Here is a 16,028-nt window from a genome sequence, read left to right as displayed (position 1 = left end):
GGCGGCGCGGAGTTGACGGCTACCCTGCCCTTCCTGCCGGACCTGCCGATCCGGTTGGTGGGCAGCCCGCTCACCGCGACCCTGGCGCTGGTCGTGGCCGCCGTGGCCGCGATGGTCCTGACCTATGCGGCGGGCTACATGGCGCGCGATCCCGAACGCCCCCGCTTTTTCGGCACCATGCTGATGTTCGTGGCCGCAATGCAGCTTCTGGTGCTGTCGGGCGACTGGATAACCCTTCTGGCGGCGTGGGAGATGATCGGCTTTGCCTCCTACCTTCTGATCGGGTTTTGGCACGGACGCGAGGGCGTGCCCGGGGCGGCCACGCGGGCGTTCCTCTATACGCGGACGGCCGATCTGGGCCTCTACCTCGCGGCCTTCCTGCTGATCGGTATCGCCGGAACCTCCGAGATTTCGGCCACGCTTTCCACCACCGGCACCCCGGCGCTGATCGCAGGGCTGCTGCTCTTGTTCGCGGCCATGGGCAAGTCGGCGCAGGTGCCAATGCAGGACTGGCTGATGCGGGCGATGGCGGGGCCAACGCCGGTCTCCGCCCTGCTCCACTCCGCCACGCTGGTGGCGGCGGGGGCGATCCTGCTGATCCGGACCGCACCAATGCTACCGGGCGGGGCGCTTCTGGCCATCGGGATTGTCGGCGGGGTAACAGCCGTCGTCACCGGGCTGATGGCACTGGCAGCAACGGACCTCAAGCGCCTGCTCGCCGCCTCGACCGCCAGTCAGTACGGGCTGATGCTTATTGCAGTGGGGGCCGGCGCGCCCGTTGCCGCCCTGTTGCACCTGATCGCGCATGCCGCGATCAAATCGGCGCTCTTTCTCGGCGCAGGCGTCTTTCAGCACGACCGCGAGAGCACCGATCTGGATACGCTTGCGGGCGCGGGCCGCGCCCGGCCGGGCATCTTTGCGGGCTTTGCCCTCGCTGCGCTGGCGCTGGCCGGGCTGCCACCGCTCGCTGCCTTTTATTCCAAGGACGCGATCCTCGCTGCGGCGCTCGCCAGCCCCTCTGCCGTCTGGCTGCTGCCGCTGGCGTTGGCCGGATCGGTGCTGACCGGAGCCTATATGGGTCGCGCGCTGAAGGTGCTGTGGTCCGGCGCGGCAGAAAAGCCGCACAATAAGGTGCCGCTCATGGCCGTTGGCATGGGCATACTCGTGGCACTCGCAGCAACGCTCGGCCTTGTTTTCACACCGCTGGAGGCGATGCTGGGCGCGCATCTGGCTGAGCCCGTCTGGGTGGTCCCGGTGATGGGGCTTGCGGTGGGTTTGGCCGGGCTGGCGCTTGGCTGGCTGCTGACCCCCGCCCGCCTTCTGGGTCCGCTGCTTGCGCAAGCACGAAACGGCTTCCCGCTCGCAGGTGGCATGGACGCCCTCGTGGTCCGCCCGGCGCTGGCCCTGGCGCGGCTGTGCGACCGCCTCGATGCCTGGATCATTCGCCGTGTCGTGCTGGGCGGCATCGTCGCAGGTACACAAGCGTTGTCACGCCGGATCGAACGCGCCGAGGCTGGGCTTCTGGCGCTGGTCAATGCGGTTGGCCAACTGAACCTGTCACTCGGGCAGATCAGCTTGCGCACCGACCGTGACACTATCGACCGCGCGATCTTTGGCCTTGTCGACCGCACAATCGCCCTCGGCAGCCGTGCCCGCCGTCTGCAAAGCGGCTTCATTCACCGCGAAATGGCGCTGACCGTCGCCGGAATCGCCCTTGTCACCGGCGTACTCCTCGCCGCCCCGCTTTACTTCTGAGGATCGCGCTCATGCCGCTTCTGACCATTGCCACCTTCCTGCCCATCCTTGCCGGTCTCGCGCTCATGGCGCTGCCCGACCGGTCCACGCGAACGGCACATGCGGTGTCCATCGCGGCCACGGGGGCCGTGTTCCTGATCACACTGGTGATCTGGGCGCGCGGCATCGTGGCCGGAGACTTCGCCCAGGTCGAGGAAATCGCCTGGATCCCGGCCATTGGCGCGGCCTACCGGCTGGGCGTGGACGGGTTGAGCCTGCCTCTGGTGCTGCTGACCTCGCTTCTGTTTCTTCTGTCGGCCTTGTATTCGGCGCGGGTCGGCGAACGCGCGGCCTCCTACGTGGTGCTGATGCTGATGCTGGAAACCGCCTCGCTCGGCACGTTCATGGCGCTTGACGGCCTGCTCTTCTACGTCTTTTTCGAGGTCTCGCTGGTCGGCATGTACTTCATGATCGCAGGCTGGGGCTATGAAGAGCGGCAGCGGGCCGCACTCATGTTCTTCCTCTACACGCTTCTGGGCTCGCTGCCGCTTCTGCTGGCGATCATCGGGCTTTACCTCGGATCGGGCACCTTCGACATGCGTGTCTGGGTCGAGGGCACCACACTGGGCGGGCTTCCCGCCACATTGGCGCTGATTGCAATGCTCGTGACCTTCGCGGTCAAGATCCCGGCCTTCCCGGTCCACACCTGGCTTCCGGCGGCGCATGTGCAGGCCCCCACGGCGGGCAGCGTGATCCTCGCCGGCGTGATGCTGAAATTCGGAACCTATGGGCTGGTGCGCTTTGCCTACCAGATGACGCCCGAAGCCTTCGCGCAGGCCGGACAGGTGATCCTCGCCTTCGGGGTGGTCAGCGCTCTTTACGGAGCCTTTGCGGCACTGGCGCAAAGCGACCTGAAGAAGATGATTGCCTATACCTCGGTCAACCACATGGGATATGTTGTGATGGGCGTCGCCATCGCCGCGCTGGCGGCAGAGCCCCGCATCAGGACCATCGCGCTGGACGGCGCGGCGCTGCAAATGGTCAGCCACGGTCTGGTTACCGGCGCACTCTTCTTCCTTGTCGGCATGTTGCAGGACCGCGCGCATACCCGTAGGATCGGCGATTTCGGTGGGCTGCTGGGCCGTGTGCCGTGGCTTGGCTGGGCCTTCATCCTGTCGGCCTTCGCCTCGCTGGGCCTGCCGGGGCTCGCACATTTCCCGGCCGAATTCCAGATATTCCTCGCCACGTTGAACGGCATGCCCTGGGGGTTGATCGCGATCCTCGCCATCGTGGTCACGGCTGCGCTGTATCTGCGGGCCATTGCGGGCGTTTTTCTGGGCGAGATGAACGACAAGTGGGCGGAAATGTCGGACCTTGACCAGCGCGAAAAGACTGTGATCGTCCCTCTTCTCATCCTGACCGTTTTGGTCGGTGTCGCGCCCAGTTGGCTGATCGACATGATCCACACCACCATGACGGGCCTCGACAACTGATGGAGATGGGCCGTGATCTTGCGCTTCTGGCGCCGGAGTTGACGCTGGCCGCCGCTGCGATGCTGATGATCGTTGCGGAGATGTTTCGCGCGGCGCGACTGGTGCTGGCCATCGGTCTGGCCGGGCTTGCGGCGGCGACGATCCTGACGCTGCCGATGCTGAGTGTCGACGCCACCGTATTCGGTGGCACCTACCGGATCGACCTGATCTCGGGCTGGGCCAAGCTGATCCTGCTGCCCGGCACTGCGCTGTCCCTGCTGCTGGTTCGGGCCGAAATCGCTGGTCGCCCGCGCGAAGGCAGCGTTCAATCCCTCGTCGTGCTCGTGACCCTTGGCGCGCTGATGCTGTCGGGTGCGGGCGACATGATGGTGGTGGTGATCGGTGTCGTGCTCACCGGTCTGGGCTCTTTCGCGCTTGTGGCCTGGCCCCGCGACGATGCCGCCACCGAGGCGGCGATGAAATACCTCGTCTTCGGCGCGGTCACGGGATCGGTGATGATCTACGGGCTGACCTTCTGGTTCGGCGGCACCGGCTCGACCCTGTTCTCGGGACTGGGCCAGTTGCAGGGCCAGACACTTGTGACCATCGCCGGGTTGATCGCCATCATCGTCGGTCTGGGCTACAAGGGATCGCTGGTGCCGTTTCATTTCTGGGCACCGGACGCTTATCAGGGGGCGCCCGTGTCGATCGCGGCCTACCTGTCCGTCATCACCAAGGCCGCCGCCTTTTTCGCCTTCGCGCAGGTCCTGCGCGACCTGCCCCGTGACGGTGGCTGGCCGCTGGCGCTGGCCGTGATCGCGGCGGCGACAATGACCTATGGCTATCTCGCCGCACTGGTGCAGACCAACCTTGTGCGCCTGATCGCCTATTCCTCGGTGGCACAGTCGGGATATTTCCTGATGGGCGTCGTGGCCCTCGGGGCCAGCGGCTTTGCCGTTCCGGGCATTCTGGTCTTTGCCGCCGCCTACGTGGCGATGAACCTCGGCGCCTTTGCGGTTGTCCTGCTGGCCGGGCGCGATCTGGACGATCTCGAAGGCTTCGGGCGCACCCATCCGTGGCTGGGGGCCGCGATGGTGGTGTTCCTGCTGTCGCTCACCGGTATCCCGCCGCTCTTCGGCTTCGTGGGCAAGTTCTACCTGCTCTCGGCAGCGGTCGAGGCCGGGTTTCTGTGGCTCGCGATAATCGGTATCTTGAACTCGGTGCTGGCACTTGGAGTTTACCTTCGGCTCGTGGTGCCGATGTATCGGGAGCTTAGGCCGGGCGGCACACAAGGCCGAGGGAATCCGCTCACATTGGCAGTAGTCTTGGTCGTCCTTGTTGCCACACTTTTCATGGGCCTCACCGCCGGACTTCTGCCCGGGCCGTAACCCAAGCGTCGGCGCGGCCTTGAACATGGGCGGGCCAGTCCAGCGACCCTATCCGCATTCAAGCGAACAGAACCGGACATTCCCGCGCGCATTTGTTGCGGGCGATGATGTAGATGAGGTGCAGGGTGCCAAGACCGGCGAGAAGGCAAAAGAAAGAGATATAGGCGTAGCGCAGGAAGAGGATATCGACCACGACCACGGCGACGATGGTCAGCGCGAACCAGCGCATGTGATAATAGGTCGAAATCGCCGGGGGCAGGATGATCAGTGTCAGGTAGATCACGTAAGTCATCCAACGCGGCATCAGGTAATCCAGGATCATCGTGCCCTCATAGGCGAGGCTATCCTGATTGACCGTGACCTCGACCCAGTCCGGATTGGCCAGGTGCGGCACATAAAGCGCCAGACCGAAAGTCAACCCGGCCACGGACATCGCCGCCATCCAGGGCCGGCGCCGGCTGTCAGGGGGCTCCAGAACATATGATGCGAGCGGTATCCAGAAAGGCCACATGAACCAGGTAAAGAAGATAAAACCAAGAGCCCCAACCAGGGTTGTCGCCGGATCTCCGGTGTTCACACCCCACCAAACGTTGCCTTCCATGAACTGTTGTAGGCCTGCGAAGACCGGCATGAGCGCGACCGGCAGATATCGGCGATTGATCGCCCAGGCCCGCGTGACGGCGTAGGTGCCACCTACGACCAGAAAGGCGCTGGCTGCAAAGCTTACTTCCTGCGAAAGACACATCGACAATACCTCAACGCGAGTGATTGTGAGAATGCCAAAATCGTAGTTGGTTCATTGGCGTTCGTCACCTGAATTTCAGTTCGGACGGCTTTGCATACACGCGCATTGGATGTCCCGGGCAGTCTTTCCAAGGTCACACCTCTGATGTCTGGCGGACCGCTGTCCCGGCTTTTCCAGCAAGGATTTCGAGCGCCTGATCCAGTCGGCCGATGCTGGCGAGCTTTCCATCCGACGCAAACGTTGCCGCGGCCGTAAGTTTCGGCCCCATCGACCCTGCGGGAAGATCGAGCAATGCCGCTTCTCGGGGTGTCAACTCCGGGATCGACCGTTCGTCCTTCGTACCGAAATCCCGATAGACGGCCTCGACATCTGTCAGCAAAAGCAGCGCGTCGGCACCAAGCTGGCGCGCCAACAGGGCGCTGGCCGCATCCTTGTCTATGACGGCCTCAACGCCAGCCATGCTGCCGTCTGGCCGTCGCAACACCGGTATCCCGCCGCCGCCCGTGCAGATCACGATCACGTCCTGATCGAGCAGAAGCTGCAGAACGCGCGCATCGGGGATATCAATCGGACGTGGCGACGGAACGACGCGACGCCATTTCTTGCCATCCTGGGCTATGGTCCAGCCCGCCACGCTGGCGCGGGCTTTGGCTTCGGCCTCTTCATAAACGGGTCCGATGAACTTGGTCGGATTGCCGAACGCCGGATCGCGACTGTCGACCACAACCTGTGTCAACAGCGTGGCGACAGGACGGGCATGGTCGAGCGCATTCTCCAGTTCCTGCTCAATCATGTAGCCGATCATGCCTCCGGTCTCGGCGCCCAGCACATCCAGTGGATAAGCCTCATCCGGCTTGTAGGCTGCGCCCTGAAGCGCCAGCAGGCCGACCTGAGGACCGTTGCCGTGGGTGACCACCAGCCGATGGCCGGCGTTAACCAACTGGGCCAGCGCACGCGCCGCCTGCTTGACATTGGCGCGCTGGTTCACCGCGGTCATTGGCTCGCCGCGTTTTAGCAGTGCATTTCCCCCAAGCGCCGCAACGATCAGCATCGTCAGCTTCCCAGCGTGGCGACGAGAACCGCCTTGATCGTATGAAGCCGGTTCTCGGCCTGGTCGAAGACAATCGATGCCGGGCTTTCGAACACCTCCTCCGTTACTTCCATCGCATCGATACCAAACTCATCCGCGATCTGCTTGCCCACTTCCGTGTCAGTGTTGTGGAATGCAGGCAGGCAATGCATGAACTTTGCGCGAGGGTTGCCGGTCTGGCGCATGATGTCGGCCGTGACCCGGTAGGGCGTCAGAAGATTGATGCGTTCCGACCAGACCTCCTTGGGTTCGCCCATGGAAACCCAGACATCGGTGTAGATGAAATCTGCCCCTTTCACGCCCTTCGCCAAGTCGTCGGTGACCGTGATCCTTGCACCGGTCTCCGAAGCGATCGCTTCAGCTTCCTCCCGGATCTCCGTATCGGGCCAAAGGCTTTCGGGCGCACACAGCCGCACGTCCATCCCCATCTTGGCACCGCCGATCAGCAGGCTGTCGCCCATGTTGTTGCGGGCATCGCCCAGAAAGCAGTAGCTCACCTTGCGCAGGGGCTTTTCGGAGTGCTCTTGCATGGTAAGGAAGTCGGCGAGAATCTGGGTCGGGTGAAACTCGTCCGTCAGACCGTTGTAGACCGGCACACCAGCCCAATCGGCCAGTTCCTGCACCAGCGCTTGCCCAAAACCCCGATACTCGATTGCATCATAGACCCGCCCCAAAACGCGGGCAGTGTCCTTCACCGTTTCCTTTTTCCCCAGATGCGACCCAGAGGGGCCGAGATACGTCACATGGGCGCCCTGGTCGTGTGCCGCGACCTCGAACCCAACGCGGGTGCGCGTGCTGTCCTTTTCGAAGATCAGCGCGATCTCCTTGCCGGTCAGTGTCGGCACCTCCGTTCCTGCGTATTTTGCGGCCTTGAGGTCTGCGGCCAGCTTCAGCAGGAAGGCGATTTCCTTCGACGAGAAGTCTCGCAGGGTCAGGAAGTGCCGATTATTCAGATTGAATGCCATGATCTTCTCCTCTCAGACAGCATCGCGGATAGTTGGACAGGACATGCAATGGCTGCCGCCACGCCCGCGCCCGAGTTCGGCACCGGGCAGTTCGATAATCTCGATACCCTCCGCCCTCAGAGCAGCGTTGGTATCATCGTTGCGGTCGTAGCCCATAACCAGGCCGGGTCTCAGTGCCAAAACGTTGTTGCCATCGTTCCACTGCTCCCGAGCCTTCTCGAATGGATCACCACCACCTGTGGGAACAATCCTGAATCGCTTAATGCCCATGGCTTCGGCCACCACATCGAACATCGGCCGCGGATCGCGTCGCATGTCGAGCGGCTTGTCATCCTTGCCCGGGTTCAGGTCATAGCAGACCACTTCGTCCGCCACCTCTTTGAAACTTGTTACGACATCACCGCCACAGAAGGTGAAGACCGTATCGAGGTGCATGGCAGAGCGTGACCGCGGCAACTGGCAGGCTATCACTCGTTTGGCGATGCTCTTGGCGAAAAGCGCTTCGGCCAGGAGCCCCACGCCTTGCGGCGAGGTGCGCTCTCCCATGCCGACGAGAACGAGCCCATCGCCCACCGGCATCAGATCTCCGCCCTCAGCGGTCGCCAGCCCGTGATCGGTCAGAGGGTCACCCCAGATCACATCGAACTTGCCAGAAAACTTCGGATGGAACCGGTATATAGCGGCGGTCAGCAGCGTTTCGGGTCGGCGAGCGGGCCAGTACATCGGGTTCAGCGTCACGCCGCCATAGAGCCAGGACGAGTTGTCGCGCGTGAAGAGGAAGTTCGGCAGTGGCGGAAGAATGAAACCGTGCCGCCCCAGATAGCTGCCAAACATGCCAGACGCCTCAAAAGGCAAGTCCGCCACGGTCAGCCCACCGATCAGATACTTGGATAGTTCCGCCCCCGGCAGACTGTCCATCCATGCGCGCAATTCTCGCCTCATCCCAACCCCGACATGTCCGGCCGAAATGCGATGATCCAGCACCCATTGCCGTGCCTCAGAGATATCGAGTGTCTCGGCCAGCAGGGTGCCGGAGTCCAAGACCTCGACCCCCTCACCGCGCATCGCATTGGCAAATGCATCATGATCCTTCTGCGCCTGCTTGACCCAGAAGACATCGTCGAACAGCAGATCGTCGCAGTTATCTGGCGTCAATCTGCGATGGGCGAGGCCCGGACGACTGACGATGACTTGCCGCAAGCGTCCGCTTTCGGAGTGGACGCCAAGATTTTCTTCGGACATTTGGAGAAACTCCTTTTTCAAACGAGAGCTGCAAGGCTGAGCAAGGCCGAGACGAAGATCAGCAGGATCAGTAGAAGCGGCCAGATGAAGACGAGCCATCGGTCATAAGAAATCCGGCCGATCGCCAGACCGCCAATGACAACCGCAAAAGTCGGGTTGATCAGGTTCACCAGCCCGTTGGCTGACTGGTAAGCCGTGACCACCAGATCGCGCCCGACACCGGCAAAATCCGCCAGCGGTGCGAGAATGGGCATCGACAGCACTGCAAGCCCAGACGAAGACGGCACGAAGAAGCTCATACCGATCTCGATCCAGAACATGAGGTTGATGAAGGCGAGTTCGCCCAGCCCGCCGAGCGACTGCTCTGCGCTGTTCAGGATGGTGTCGGCAATCAGCCCTTGTTCCATGACGACCACGATGCCGCGGGCGAGCCCGACAACCAAGGCTACGCCCAGAAGGTCTTTCGCGCCATCGACAAAGCTACCGGTCAACTTCTTTTCTTCAAGTCGCGCGACAAGCCCGATGAGGATTGCAGATCCGAAGAAAAGCGCGCTCATACGGGCCATCCACCAGCCTTGGCTGGACACGCCCCAGATCATGACGGCAAAGGTGATCGCGAACAGGACCAGCACAATCTTTTGGGTGCCTGTCAGTGTGGCTGTCTGATCGCCCCCGGCCCCCGCTTGCAGGAAGATGCGCCGGTGAGCCTGGGCCTGTTTTGCCACGACGGAGCGTGTCGGGTCCGCTTTGACCCTTCTGGCATAGCGCATGACATAGGCTGCACAGATCACCAGCCCCCCGACGAGGATCGCCAAACGCAGGACTAGCCCATCGGTAAACGGAATACCCGCAGCGTTCGCTGCAATTACTGTTGCAAAAGGATTGATCGTGGACCCCAGGACGCCGATGCCCGCGCCGATCAAGATGATCGCGACACCGGTGATCGCGTCATATCCGGCCGCGATGATCACCGGGATCAGGATAGCGTAGAAGGCGAGGGTTTCCTCGGCCATGCCATAGGTGGTGCCGCCAACGGCGAACAGCGACATCAAGATGGGGATCATCCAGATCTCGCGTCCCTTCATCCGAAGCATGGCCGTCTTGATGCCGGTGTCTATTGCCCCAGTGGCGTTCACAACCCCAAGAAAGCCGCCGAGAAACAGCACAAAAAGCGCGACGTCGATCGCGTTGGCGGCGTAACTTTCGGGGTCGTAAAACCCTGCAACCGGCGCCAACAAGACGTCCCAGAACCCCTGCGGGTTCGGGTCGACCTCGGCGTAAGTACCAGCCACCGCGATTTCACGGCCAACCTCTTCATTCATTGCACGGTCGTATTTACCGGCCGGAACGATCCAGGTCAGGGCGGCCACGAAGACGATCAAAAGGAACAGGATCGAGTAGGCGGTCGGGAATCTTGTGGAAAGTTCGGGGGAATGCTCCGGTTTGGCTTCGGATTGTTCGCTCATGGCTTGCTCCTGTGTAATTCGGTGAGGACGGCTCTGTGTTCGCCGCCAGTACGGGGCGTGGACAAAAGACGCATGCGTCTCATTGACGGGTCACTTGTCGGGGTAGGTCCCCGACCCCAAGTGCCTTGTTGGTCTTTTTTATGGACGCAGCGCCATCCCGGACCGTGCCGGAAAGCGCGCGAATGGCGTCGATGGTTTCGGGGATCACGATGGCCTGGTTGTCGACCATGTAGGCGTAGAACAGCTCATCTCCTTGGACCTTGAGCATATCGGCCCAAAGAGCGACTTCGTAGAGATTGTCGTGCGGGCGGCCCATATCCGCCATGAGTTCCTTCACCGAGTTGAGTGCACCCAGCCCCGCACCCGCATCGATCATCACGATCCGCGAAGATGCTGCAAAAGCTTGCAGAACCTCCTCCTTGTCGACCGCGCGGTTGAGTTGCACGGTCCAGTAATGCAGATGCGCGAGAGTTTCCGGCACTTTCACGGCCATCGTCACGACATCCAGATCCGGGTCCACGCTCTGTGCATCCGGTCCTTGATGGCTTGGAATGTCAGCCTCAGGCACGAGCGTATTCATGATGCCGCCCAGATGGCTTTCCCACGGGTCTGTCGCGCGTCGCAGCAGCGTACCGCGAGCTTTTTTCAGAAGCCCTGCCCGCTTCAGAGTGCTAAGCGTGCGCACGATCGAGGTCGTATTGCATGACACGACCCGCGTGCTGTCCCGCCCGATGGCACTGGCATAATTGGCATCAGCGACGAAGGAATGACCGGTGACCTCGTGCTTTTCGCCGCCGTGGACGATGAACTTGATCCCCTGCTCGCGGTAGCGCGGCACGTTCTGCGCCGCGATCCGCTTTGGCGTGCAGTCAACCACGATATCCGACACCGCAAGCAGGTCATCAAGCACACCAGCGATCTCGTGGCCGGCCTCACGCATTGCCGCTGCGTGATCGAGCGTCGCACCGAAGAGCGTGATGCCCTTTGCCCCCGCCGCGCTGGTACGCCAATCCGTGGCAATGTCCGCGACACCCACCAGTTCCATGTCGTCCTGAAGCATGACCGCGTCTGCCACTCGCTTGCCGATCACGCCGTAGCCATTCACGGCAATCCTGGTTTTCTTTCCCTTTATGGACATTGTTGCTTCGCCCTCTTTCTTGTCGCGTTGCGCGTTTCGTTGTCCTAGGCCTCGGCCGCCTGGACGCCGGAGGCCAAAGCCTCCGGCTGTCCGGGCTGTTTGACCCCGTCCAGCCGGGTACGTTTCAGGAGCAGTGCATTCACCGCGACAAGCGCCGAACTGCCCGACATCGCAATCGCCGCTACGGCGGGACTGACCACAAGCGGATAGAAAACCCCGGCAGCCGCAGGAAACGCCACCACGTTGTAGGCAACCGCCCAGAACAGGTTCTGGTGCATCTTGCGCAACGTGGCCCGCGAAAGCTCGATCGCACCGAGAACATCGTGCGGGTCGCTCTTCATCAGCACCACATCGGCACTTTCCATGGCCACGTCCGTTCCAGCACCGATGGCAAAACCGACATCGGCTTGGGTCAGCGCCGGTGCGTCGTTGACACCATCGCCCACCATGCCGACACGCTTGCCCTGGGCCTGCAATTCCTTGACCTTGTCGGCCTTCTGGCCTGGCAGCACATCCGCCAGAATGATGTCGATGCCCAGTTCCGCCGCGATGCGTTTGGCCGTGCCCTCATTGTCGCCGGTCAGCATCGCCACCTCGACCCCCCGTTCGCGCAGTTTTGCGACCGTCACCTTGGCAGAAGGGCGCGGCGCATCGGCAATGGCCACGAGGCCGAGAAGGCGTCCGCCACGGGCGACGTGTACCACAGTGCGCCCCTCGCCCTTCAGGTCGTCCGCCGCCGCCGAAAGATCGGCAAGGTCGATCTTCTGCTCGTCCATGAGCCTGCGGTTTCCAAGGTAGACCAGCTCACCTTCGATCTCGGCCTGTGCGCCCTTGCCTTCGATGTTGAGGAAAGCACCAGTCGCGGGCACGTCCAGACCCTCTGCGCGTTCGATGATCGCCAATGCTAGAGGGTGGTCTGACCCTCGCTCGACAGCGGCCGCCATCCGCAAAACAGTATCTGCATCCGTTCCTTCGGCAGGAACCACGTCCACGACGCGCGGTTGACCCATCGTTAGCGTTCCGGTCTTGTCGAATACGATCACGTCAAGCTTTGTCGCCTCCTCAAGTGCACCAGCGTTCTTGAACAGGATGCCGTTGCGCGCTCCGATCCCGGTGCCGACCATCACGGCCATCGGTGTGGCAAGGCCAAGCGCGTCTGGACAGGCAATCACGAAAACCGTGATCGTCAGGGTGACAGCAAAAAGAAGCGGCGAACCGATCCACCAGAACCATACCGAAAAAGTCGCAAGCCCGATAATGACCGCGATCAGCACGAGCCACTGCGATGCCCTGTCAGCCAAAAGCTGCGAGGGTGCCTTGGAGTTCTGGGCCTCTTGCACCAGCTTGACGATCTGGGCCAGGGCGGAATCCGCGCCGACCTTGGTCGCCTTGAAGCGGAAGCTGCCCGTCTTGTTGATCGTGGCGCCGACGACCTTGTCGCCGGGCTTCTTGGACACCGGCATGGATTCGCCCGTGAGCATGGATTCGTCGACGACCGACTCGCCCTCGATCACTTCGCCATCGACGGGGATCTTGTTGCCGGGTCGGATGATGACGGTCTCGCCGGCCAGAACCTCGGCGGTGGGCACCTCGATTTCCTCCCCGTTTCGCAGAACCACGGCCATGGGCGGTGCCAGATCAAGCAACGCGCGGATCGCCTCGGAGGCACCCGCACGGGCCCGCATTTCCAGCCAATGGCCAAGCAGGATGAAGACCAGCAAGACAGCAACGGCTTCATAAAACTGAACGCCAGGGAAGAAGAAAGTCGATCCGACGCTGAAGAAGTATCCGGTGCCGACAGACAAAACCACCAGCACGGCCATGTTGAGAATACCGTTTTTCAATGCGCGCCAGGCGGCGACGAAGAACGGCCAGCTTGGCCAGACGATTGCGGCACTGCCAAGGAAGAAAAGCCAGAGGTCCAGCCTCATGCCGAACGGAGGCGCAGGAGGCGTGAACATTCCGCCCATCGGCGAATAAATGAAGATCGGGACGGTAAAGAGCAGCGCAACCCAGAAGCGGTTGCGCATGTCCTTGACCATCGCCGCCATGTCGTGACCGGCGCCATGCCCCATCTCGTGCGCCATTTCCTCGTGAGAGGTCGGCGCCTTTGCGCCATGCGCAGCGTGACCGGCATGGCCCTCATGACCGGTATGATCCTTGTGGTCCATTTTGCAGATGTGCTCGGGAAGCTGCTCTCCGGCGCAGTGAAAACCGCACTTCTCAATTGTGCCGCGTAGGGTTTTCTCATCCACCACCGCTTCATCATATTGCACCGTTACGCTGGCCGAGGCAGGGTTTGCTTCGGCGCGCTGGACACCGTTGAGCGCCATCAAATGGCGTTCAACCCCGAGATGATCGAGTTCCTCGAACAGCCCGCGGACCTCAAGGGTCAAAGTTTTCATGGTTGGCTCCTGTCGAAAATTTCGCGCAGTTTCAAAAGATCGTCAGAATAATAGACGCCGCTCGGCGACAGCTGTTACATGCAAGGATGAAAAAAGCGGCGGATTTTTGCGATTGGCGCGCCGCAACAGCCGGTAACATCGGCTGATGGCGCGCGTCAGTCCTTCACGGGATACAATGCAGTAAGGGCTCTCAAGCCATTGACGAAGCTAGCCTTAAAGTGCGGAATGCGGAGCCGAACAATGACACGCCAGGCCGACACAAGTGAACGACCCCACAAATCCTTTGCCCTCGTTCTCAGTGGCGGCGGTGCACGGGGGTTGTCGCATGCGGGAGTTCTCAAAGCCCTGGTTGCCAGAGGATACATCCCGAGCGCCATCGTCGGTGTGTCGATGGGGGCGGTTGTTGCTGCGACATATGCCCTAAATGACAACTGGTACGACGAACTTGTTCAGATGGACACCAGCGGATTTCCGGCAACGCCCGACTTTCGACTGCCAGGTCTGATTGCGAGACTGAGGGGCCTCAGGATTGCGCTTCTTGCCGCGCGGGACATGTATTTCGGCTGGGGCGTTGGAGCACGCACCGAAACCTGGGGCCGCAATGTCTTGACCGATCTGACCAAGGGCAAGAATCTGCAGGACGGTCGGATTCCGATTTTTGTTTGTGCGACGGACATGCTGTCGGGTCGACGCGTGGTATTCGAAGAAGGGCTTGCGACAGATTGTGTCTATTCGAGCGCCGCGTTGGCCGGAATACTGCCACCACTTGTGCATGGGGATCACATACTCATGGATGGGGCTTACGCGGACATCGCGCCTGTCGATGTGGCACGTGCCGCAGGCGTCGAAACTGTGATCGCCGTCGACCCCAGCCAGCGCGAAAGTTCCACAGGTCCCAAAAACGGCGTGCAGGCGATGATGCGCTCCATTGAAGTTTGCCAGTTCGAACATGCAAGTCTGCGCTTCTCGCAAGCAGACCTCGTCATCCGGCCCGCGTTTTCCCAGACAATCGGCACCCTTGAATTCCGGTTGAAGCGTCACTGCATCGCCGCAGGGGCCGTGGCCACCCGACGCGCATATGATGAGATCAAGAAGCTGCTCGATACTGAAGTCAAAGTCCAACCGGCCGAAATGTAAGGTGCTCGAGCATCTTACTTGATTATGCACACTACCCGCCACGTTCAAGTCCTTCAGTCTGTCTCCTTGCCTTGATTGCCACAGCGGCAGCCCGGCACCGCGTTAGGGTCATTCACGTCCGCGTGCTCGAATGTGCCGAGCCCCAAGACCAGCAGAATTGCGATTTCGCGTCTGGTCTTCTCTTGCAGGTCTCTGGCCTCCGCACTCGAAATCCCTAGCGCTTCGGCAGCTTTGGAGAGCTCAAGTCCTTCCAGATCGACCATGCGAAACAAGTCCCGGCGTAAGGTCTTTTCAGGTGCGTCCAGATCAGACAGGCAGGCGCAGAACAGTGCGTCGACCAGTCTTTGGAATTCTGCCCCATACTTGGTTTCGTCGACCACCAATTGGGAACACCCTGTTTTTTCGTTGGCTATTTTCTTGCTCTCTCAGCCCACAACCGTTGCACGGCGTTTAGGGAGGTGACGTTCGCAGGGCCAAGACCATTACACTGGGTGGATCGAACATTCGTCGCCGCAGCAATCACCGAGATTTGTGGTTTTGGGAGTGGACGAATAGCCATGCGGCGGGCAGGAACAATCGTTGAAGCCGCTTTCACAGCAGCAACCGCAGTGCTTGAGAAGGCTTTCACGAAGTGTTGCGCGTGCCCTATGCAGACGCACGTTCAGCGTACCTGATCGGATGTTGAGGGAAGATGCCACCTCGAACCGATCCTCTCCATCAAGATCAATGCGTTGAATCAAAGCAGCATCCGAAGGTCGAAGTTCGGTCACCAGATGTGGCAGGCAATGACAAACACTCCGCTCATTCTCGGGGCTTTCATCGTATTGTTCTGCAGTTGTCAATTCCTGCGCAACTGCTTCGTTCAAACGGCGCCTCCGTCCAACCTTGCGAAAATGGTCGTTCAATGCGGAACGCAGCACCGCGTAGAGCCAGGCATCCATCCGATCTGCGTCACGCAATTGGTTGGTTCGCGACAAAACCCGAACACAGAATTCCTGAAGCACGTCCTCGGCATCGGTGCGATTTCCCAAGCGTTTGATCAGGAAGCCGAGGAAAGCCGATCGGCATGCCAATAGCTGCTCTCCAAGTTGCTCTTTGTTGCGGTCGGTTTTTCGATTATCGACTTGGCTTACGGAAATCATTCCATACCCTCCAAATCCGGGAATCACGTATCTGGGAAATTCCAGCCTTGGAGTTGCATAGGTTGAGTTTGGATTTGCACCATTGATCCAAATCAATTCTGCAA

13 protein-coding genes are annotated in these 16,028 nt (G+C 61.1%); 4 read left to right on the top strand and 9 right to left on the bottom strand.

All coding sequences use genetic code 11. The features are described 5' to 3' along the window. From ATO11_RS19405 to ATO11_RS19395, 3 genes are all read left to right on the top strand, one after another. Window positions 1-1,755 (top strand): NADH-quinone oxidoreductase subunit 5 family protein (locus tag ATO11_RS19405; protein ID WP_110553796.1); only part of this gene is annotated, 1,755 nt, incomplete at its 5' end. 11 nt (window positions 1,756-1,766) lie between these two features. Continuing rightward, entirely contained in the window at window positions 1,767-3,227 is a 1,461-nt protein-coding gene (locus ATO11_RS19400) for a complex I subunit 4 family protein (RefSeq protein WP_050532579.1), read from the top strand. A 5-nt stretch (window positions 3,228-3,232) separates the two neighbouring features. Then, window positions 3,233-4,594, top strand: a complete 1,362-nt coding sequence (locus tag ATO11_RS19395) for an NADH-quinone oxidoreductase subunit N (RefSeq protein WP_050532583.1) — start codon at window positions 3,233-3,235, stop codon at window positions 4,592-4,594. Window positions 4,595-4,652: 58 nt separating this feature from the next. Here the strand turns inward: ATO11_RS19395 and ATO11_RS19390 are convergent, their stop codons facing one another. From ATO11_RS19390 to ATO11_RS19360, 7 genes are all read right to left on the bottom strand, one after another. Then, window positions 4,653-5,339 carry a DUF6629 family protein gene (locus ATO11_RS19390; RefSeq protein WP_050532578.1) on the bottom strand — a complete coding sequence of 229 codons (687 nt, stop codon included), beginning with the start codon at window positions 5,337-5,339 and terminating at the stop codon, window positions 4,653-4,655. 133 nt (window positions 5,340-5,472) lie between these two features. Next, on the bottom strand, window positions 5,473-6,390 hold the full coding sequence (gene arcC / locus ATO11_RS19385; protein ID WP_050532577.1) for a carbamate kinase: 918 nt from the start codon (window positions 6,388-6,390) through the stop codon (window positions 5,473-5,475). A gap of 2 nt (window positions 6,391-6,392) precedes the next feature. Then, on the bottom strand, window positions 6,393-7,394 hold the full coding sequence (gene argF, locus ATO11_RS19380; protein WP_050532576.1) for an ornithine carbamoyltransferase: 1,002 nt from the start codon (window positions 7,392-7,394) through the stop codon (window positions 6,393-6,395). A gap of 12 nt (window positions 7,395-7,406) precedes the next feature. Next, on the bottom strand, window positions 7,407-8,636 hold the full coding sequence (locus tag ATO11_RS19375; protein ID WP_050532582.1) for an arginine deiminase: 1,230 nt from the start codon (window positions 8,634-8,636) through the stop codon (window positions 7,407-7,409). Between the two features lie 17 nt (window positions 8,637-8,653). Continuing rightward, window positions 8,654-10,102, bottom strand: a complete 1,449-nt coding sequence (locus ATO11_RS19370) for a YfcC family protein (RefSeq protein WP_050532575.1) — start codon at window positions 10,100-10,102, stop codon at window positions 8,654-8,656. 79 nt (window positions 10,103-10,181) lie between these two features. After that, window positions 10,182-11,240 carry a type II glyceraldehyde-3-phosphate dehydrogenase gene (locus ATO11_RS19365; protein ID WP_050532574.1) on the bottom strand — a complete coding sequence of 353 codons (1,059 nt, stop codon included), beginning with the start codon at window positions 11,238-11,240 and terminating at the stop codon, window positions 10,182-10,184. A gap of 44 nt (window positions 11,241-11,284) precedes the next feature. Then, window positions 11,285-13,645 (bottom strand): heavy metal translocating P-type ATPase, encoded by a 2,361-nt coding sequence (locus ATO11_RS19360; RefSeq protein ID WP_050532573.1) that lies wholly within the window; start codon window positions 13,643-13,645, stop codon window positions 11,285-11,287. A gap of 240 nt (window positions 13,646-13,885) precedes the next feature. Between ATO11_RS19360 and ATO11_RS19355 the strand changes: the two genes are divergently transcribed. Next, window positions 13,886-14,782 (top strand): patatin-like phospholipase family protein, encoded by an 897-nt coding sequence (locus ATO11_RS19355; RefSeq protein ID WP_165587002.1) that lies wholly within the window; start codon window positions 13,886-13,888, stop codon window positions 14,780-14,782. A gap of 53 nt (window positions 14,783-14,835) precedes the next feature. Here ATO11_RS19355 and ATO11_RS19350 read toward each other — a convergent pair whose 3' ends face one another. Both ATO11_RS19350 and ATO11_RS21385 read right to left on the bottom strand, forming a co-directional pair. Continuing rightward, window positions 14,836-15,162: a hypothetical protein gene (locus ATO11_RS19350; protein ID WP_134643175.1), complete on the bottom strand. Its 327-nt coding sequence runs from the start codon at window positions 15,160-15,162 to the stop codon at window positions 14,836-14,838. Window positions 15,163-15,264: 102 nt separating this feature from the next. Beyond that, window positions 15,265-15,924, bottom strand: a complete 660-nt coding sequence (locus ATO11_RS21385; RefSeq protein WP_082176479.1) for an RNA polymerase sigma factor — start codon at window positions 15,922-15,924, stop codon at window positions 15,265-15,267. Between the last annotated feature and the right edge of the window lie 104 nt (window positions 15,925-16,028).

Source organism: Pseudaestuariivita atlantica (genome assembly GCF_001205715.1).
Lineage (GTDB): Bacteria > Pseudomonadota > Alphaproteobacteria > Rhodobacterales > Rhodobacteraceae > Pseudaestuariivita > Pseudaestuariivita atlantica.
The sequence above is the reverse complement of the archived record's forward strand: the minus strand, read 5'-3'. Positions and strand labels throughout refer to the sequence as shown.

Excerpts from the sequence above, each read along its gene's own strand:
- ATO11_RS19400 (WP_050532579.1), top strand. The coding sequence starts at position 1,767 with ATGCCGCTTCTGACCATTGCCACCTTCCTGCCCATCCTTGCCGGTCTC.
- ATO11_RS19395 (WP_050532583.1), top strand. The coding sequence starts at position 3,233 with ATGGGCCGTGATCTTGCGCTTCTGGCGCCGGAGTTGACGCTGGCCGCC.
- ATO11_RS19390 (WP_050532578.1), bottom strand. The coding sequence starts at position 5,339 with ATGTGTCTTTCGCAGGAAGTAAGCTTTGCAGCCAGCGCCTTTCTGGTC.
- arcC (WP_050532577.1), bottom strand. The coding sequence starts at position 6,390 with ATGCTGATCGTTGCGGCGCTTGGGGGAAATGCACTGCTAAAACGCGGC.
- argF (WP_050532576.1), bottom strand. The coding sequence starts at position 7,394 with ATGGCATTCAATCTGAATAATCGGCACTTCCTGACCCTGCGAGACTTC.
- ATO11_RS19375 (WP_050532582.1), bottom strand. The coding sequence starts at position 8,636 with ATGTCCGAAGAAAATCTTGGCGTCCACTCCGAAAGCGGACGCTTGCGG.
- ATO11_RS19370 (WP_050532575.1), bottom strand. The coding sequence starts at position 10,102 with ATGAGCGAACAATCCGAAGCCAAACCGGAGCATTCCCCCGAACTTTCC.
- ATO11_RS19365 (WP_050532574.1), bottom strand. The coding sequence starts at position 11,240 with ATGTCCATAAAGGGAAAGAAAACCAGGATTGCCGTGAATGGCTACGGC.
- ATO11_RS19360 (WP_050532573.1), bottom strand. The coding sequence starts at position 13,645 with ATGAAAACTTTGACCCTTGAGGTCCGCGGGCTGTTCGAGGAACTCGAT.
- ATO11_RS19355 (WP_165587002.1), top strand. The coding sequence starts at position 13,886 with ATGACACGCCAGGCCGACACAAGTGAACGACCCCACAAATCCTTTGCC.
- ATO11_RS21385 (WP_082176479.1), bottom strand. The coding sequence starts at position 15,924 with ATGATTTCCGTAAGCCAAGTCGATAATCGAAAAACCGACCGCAACAAA.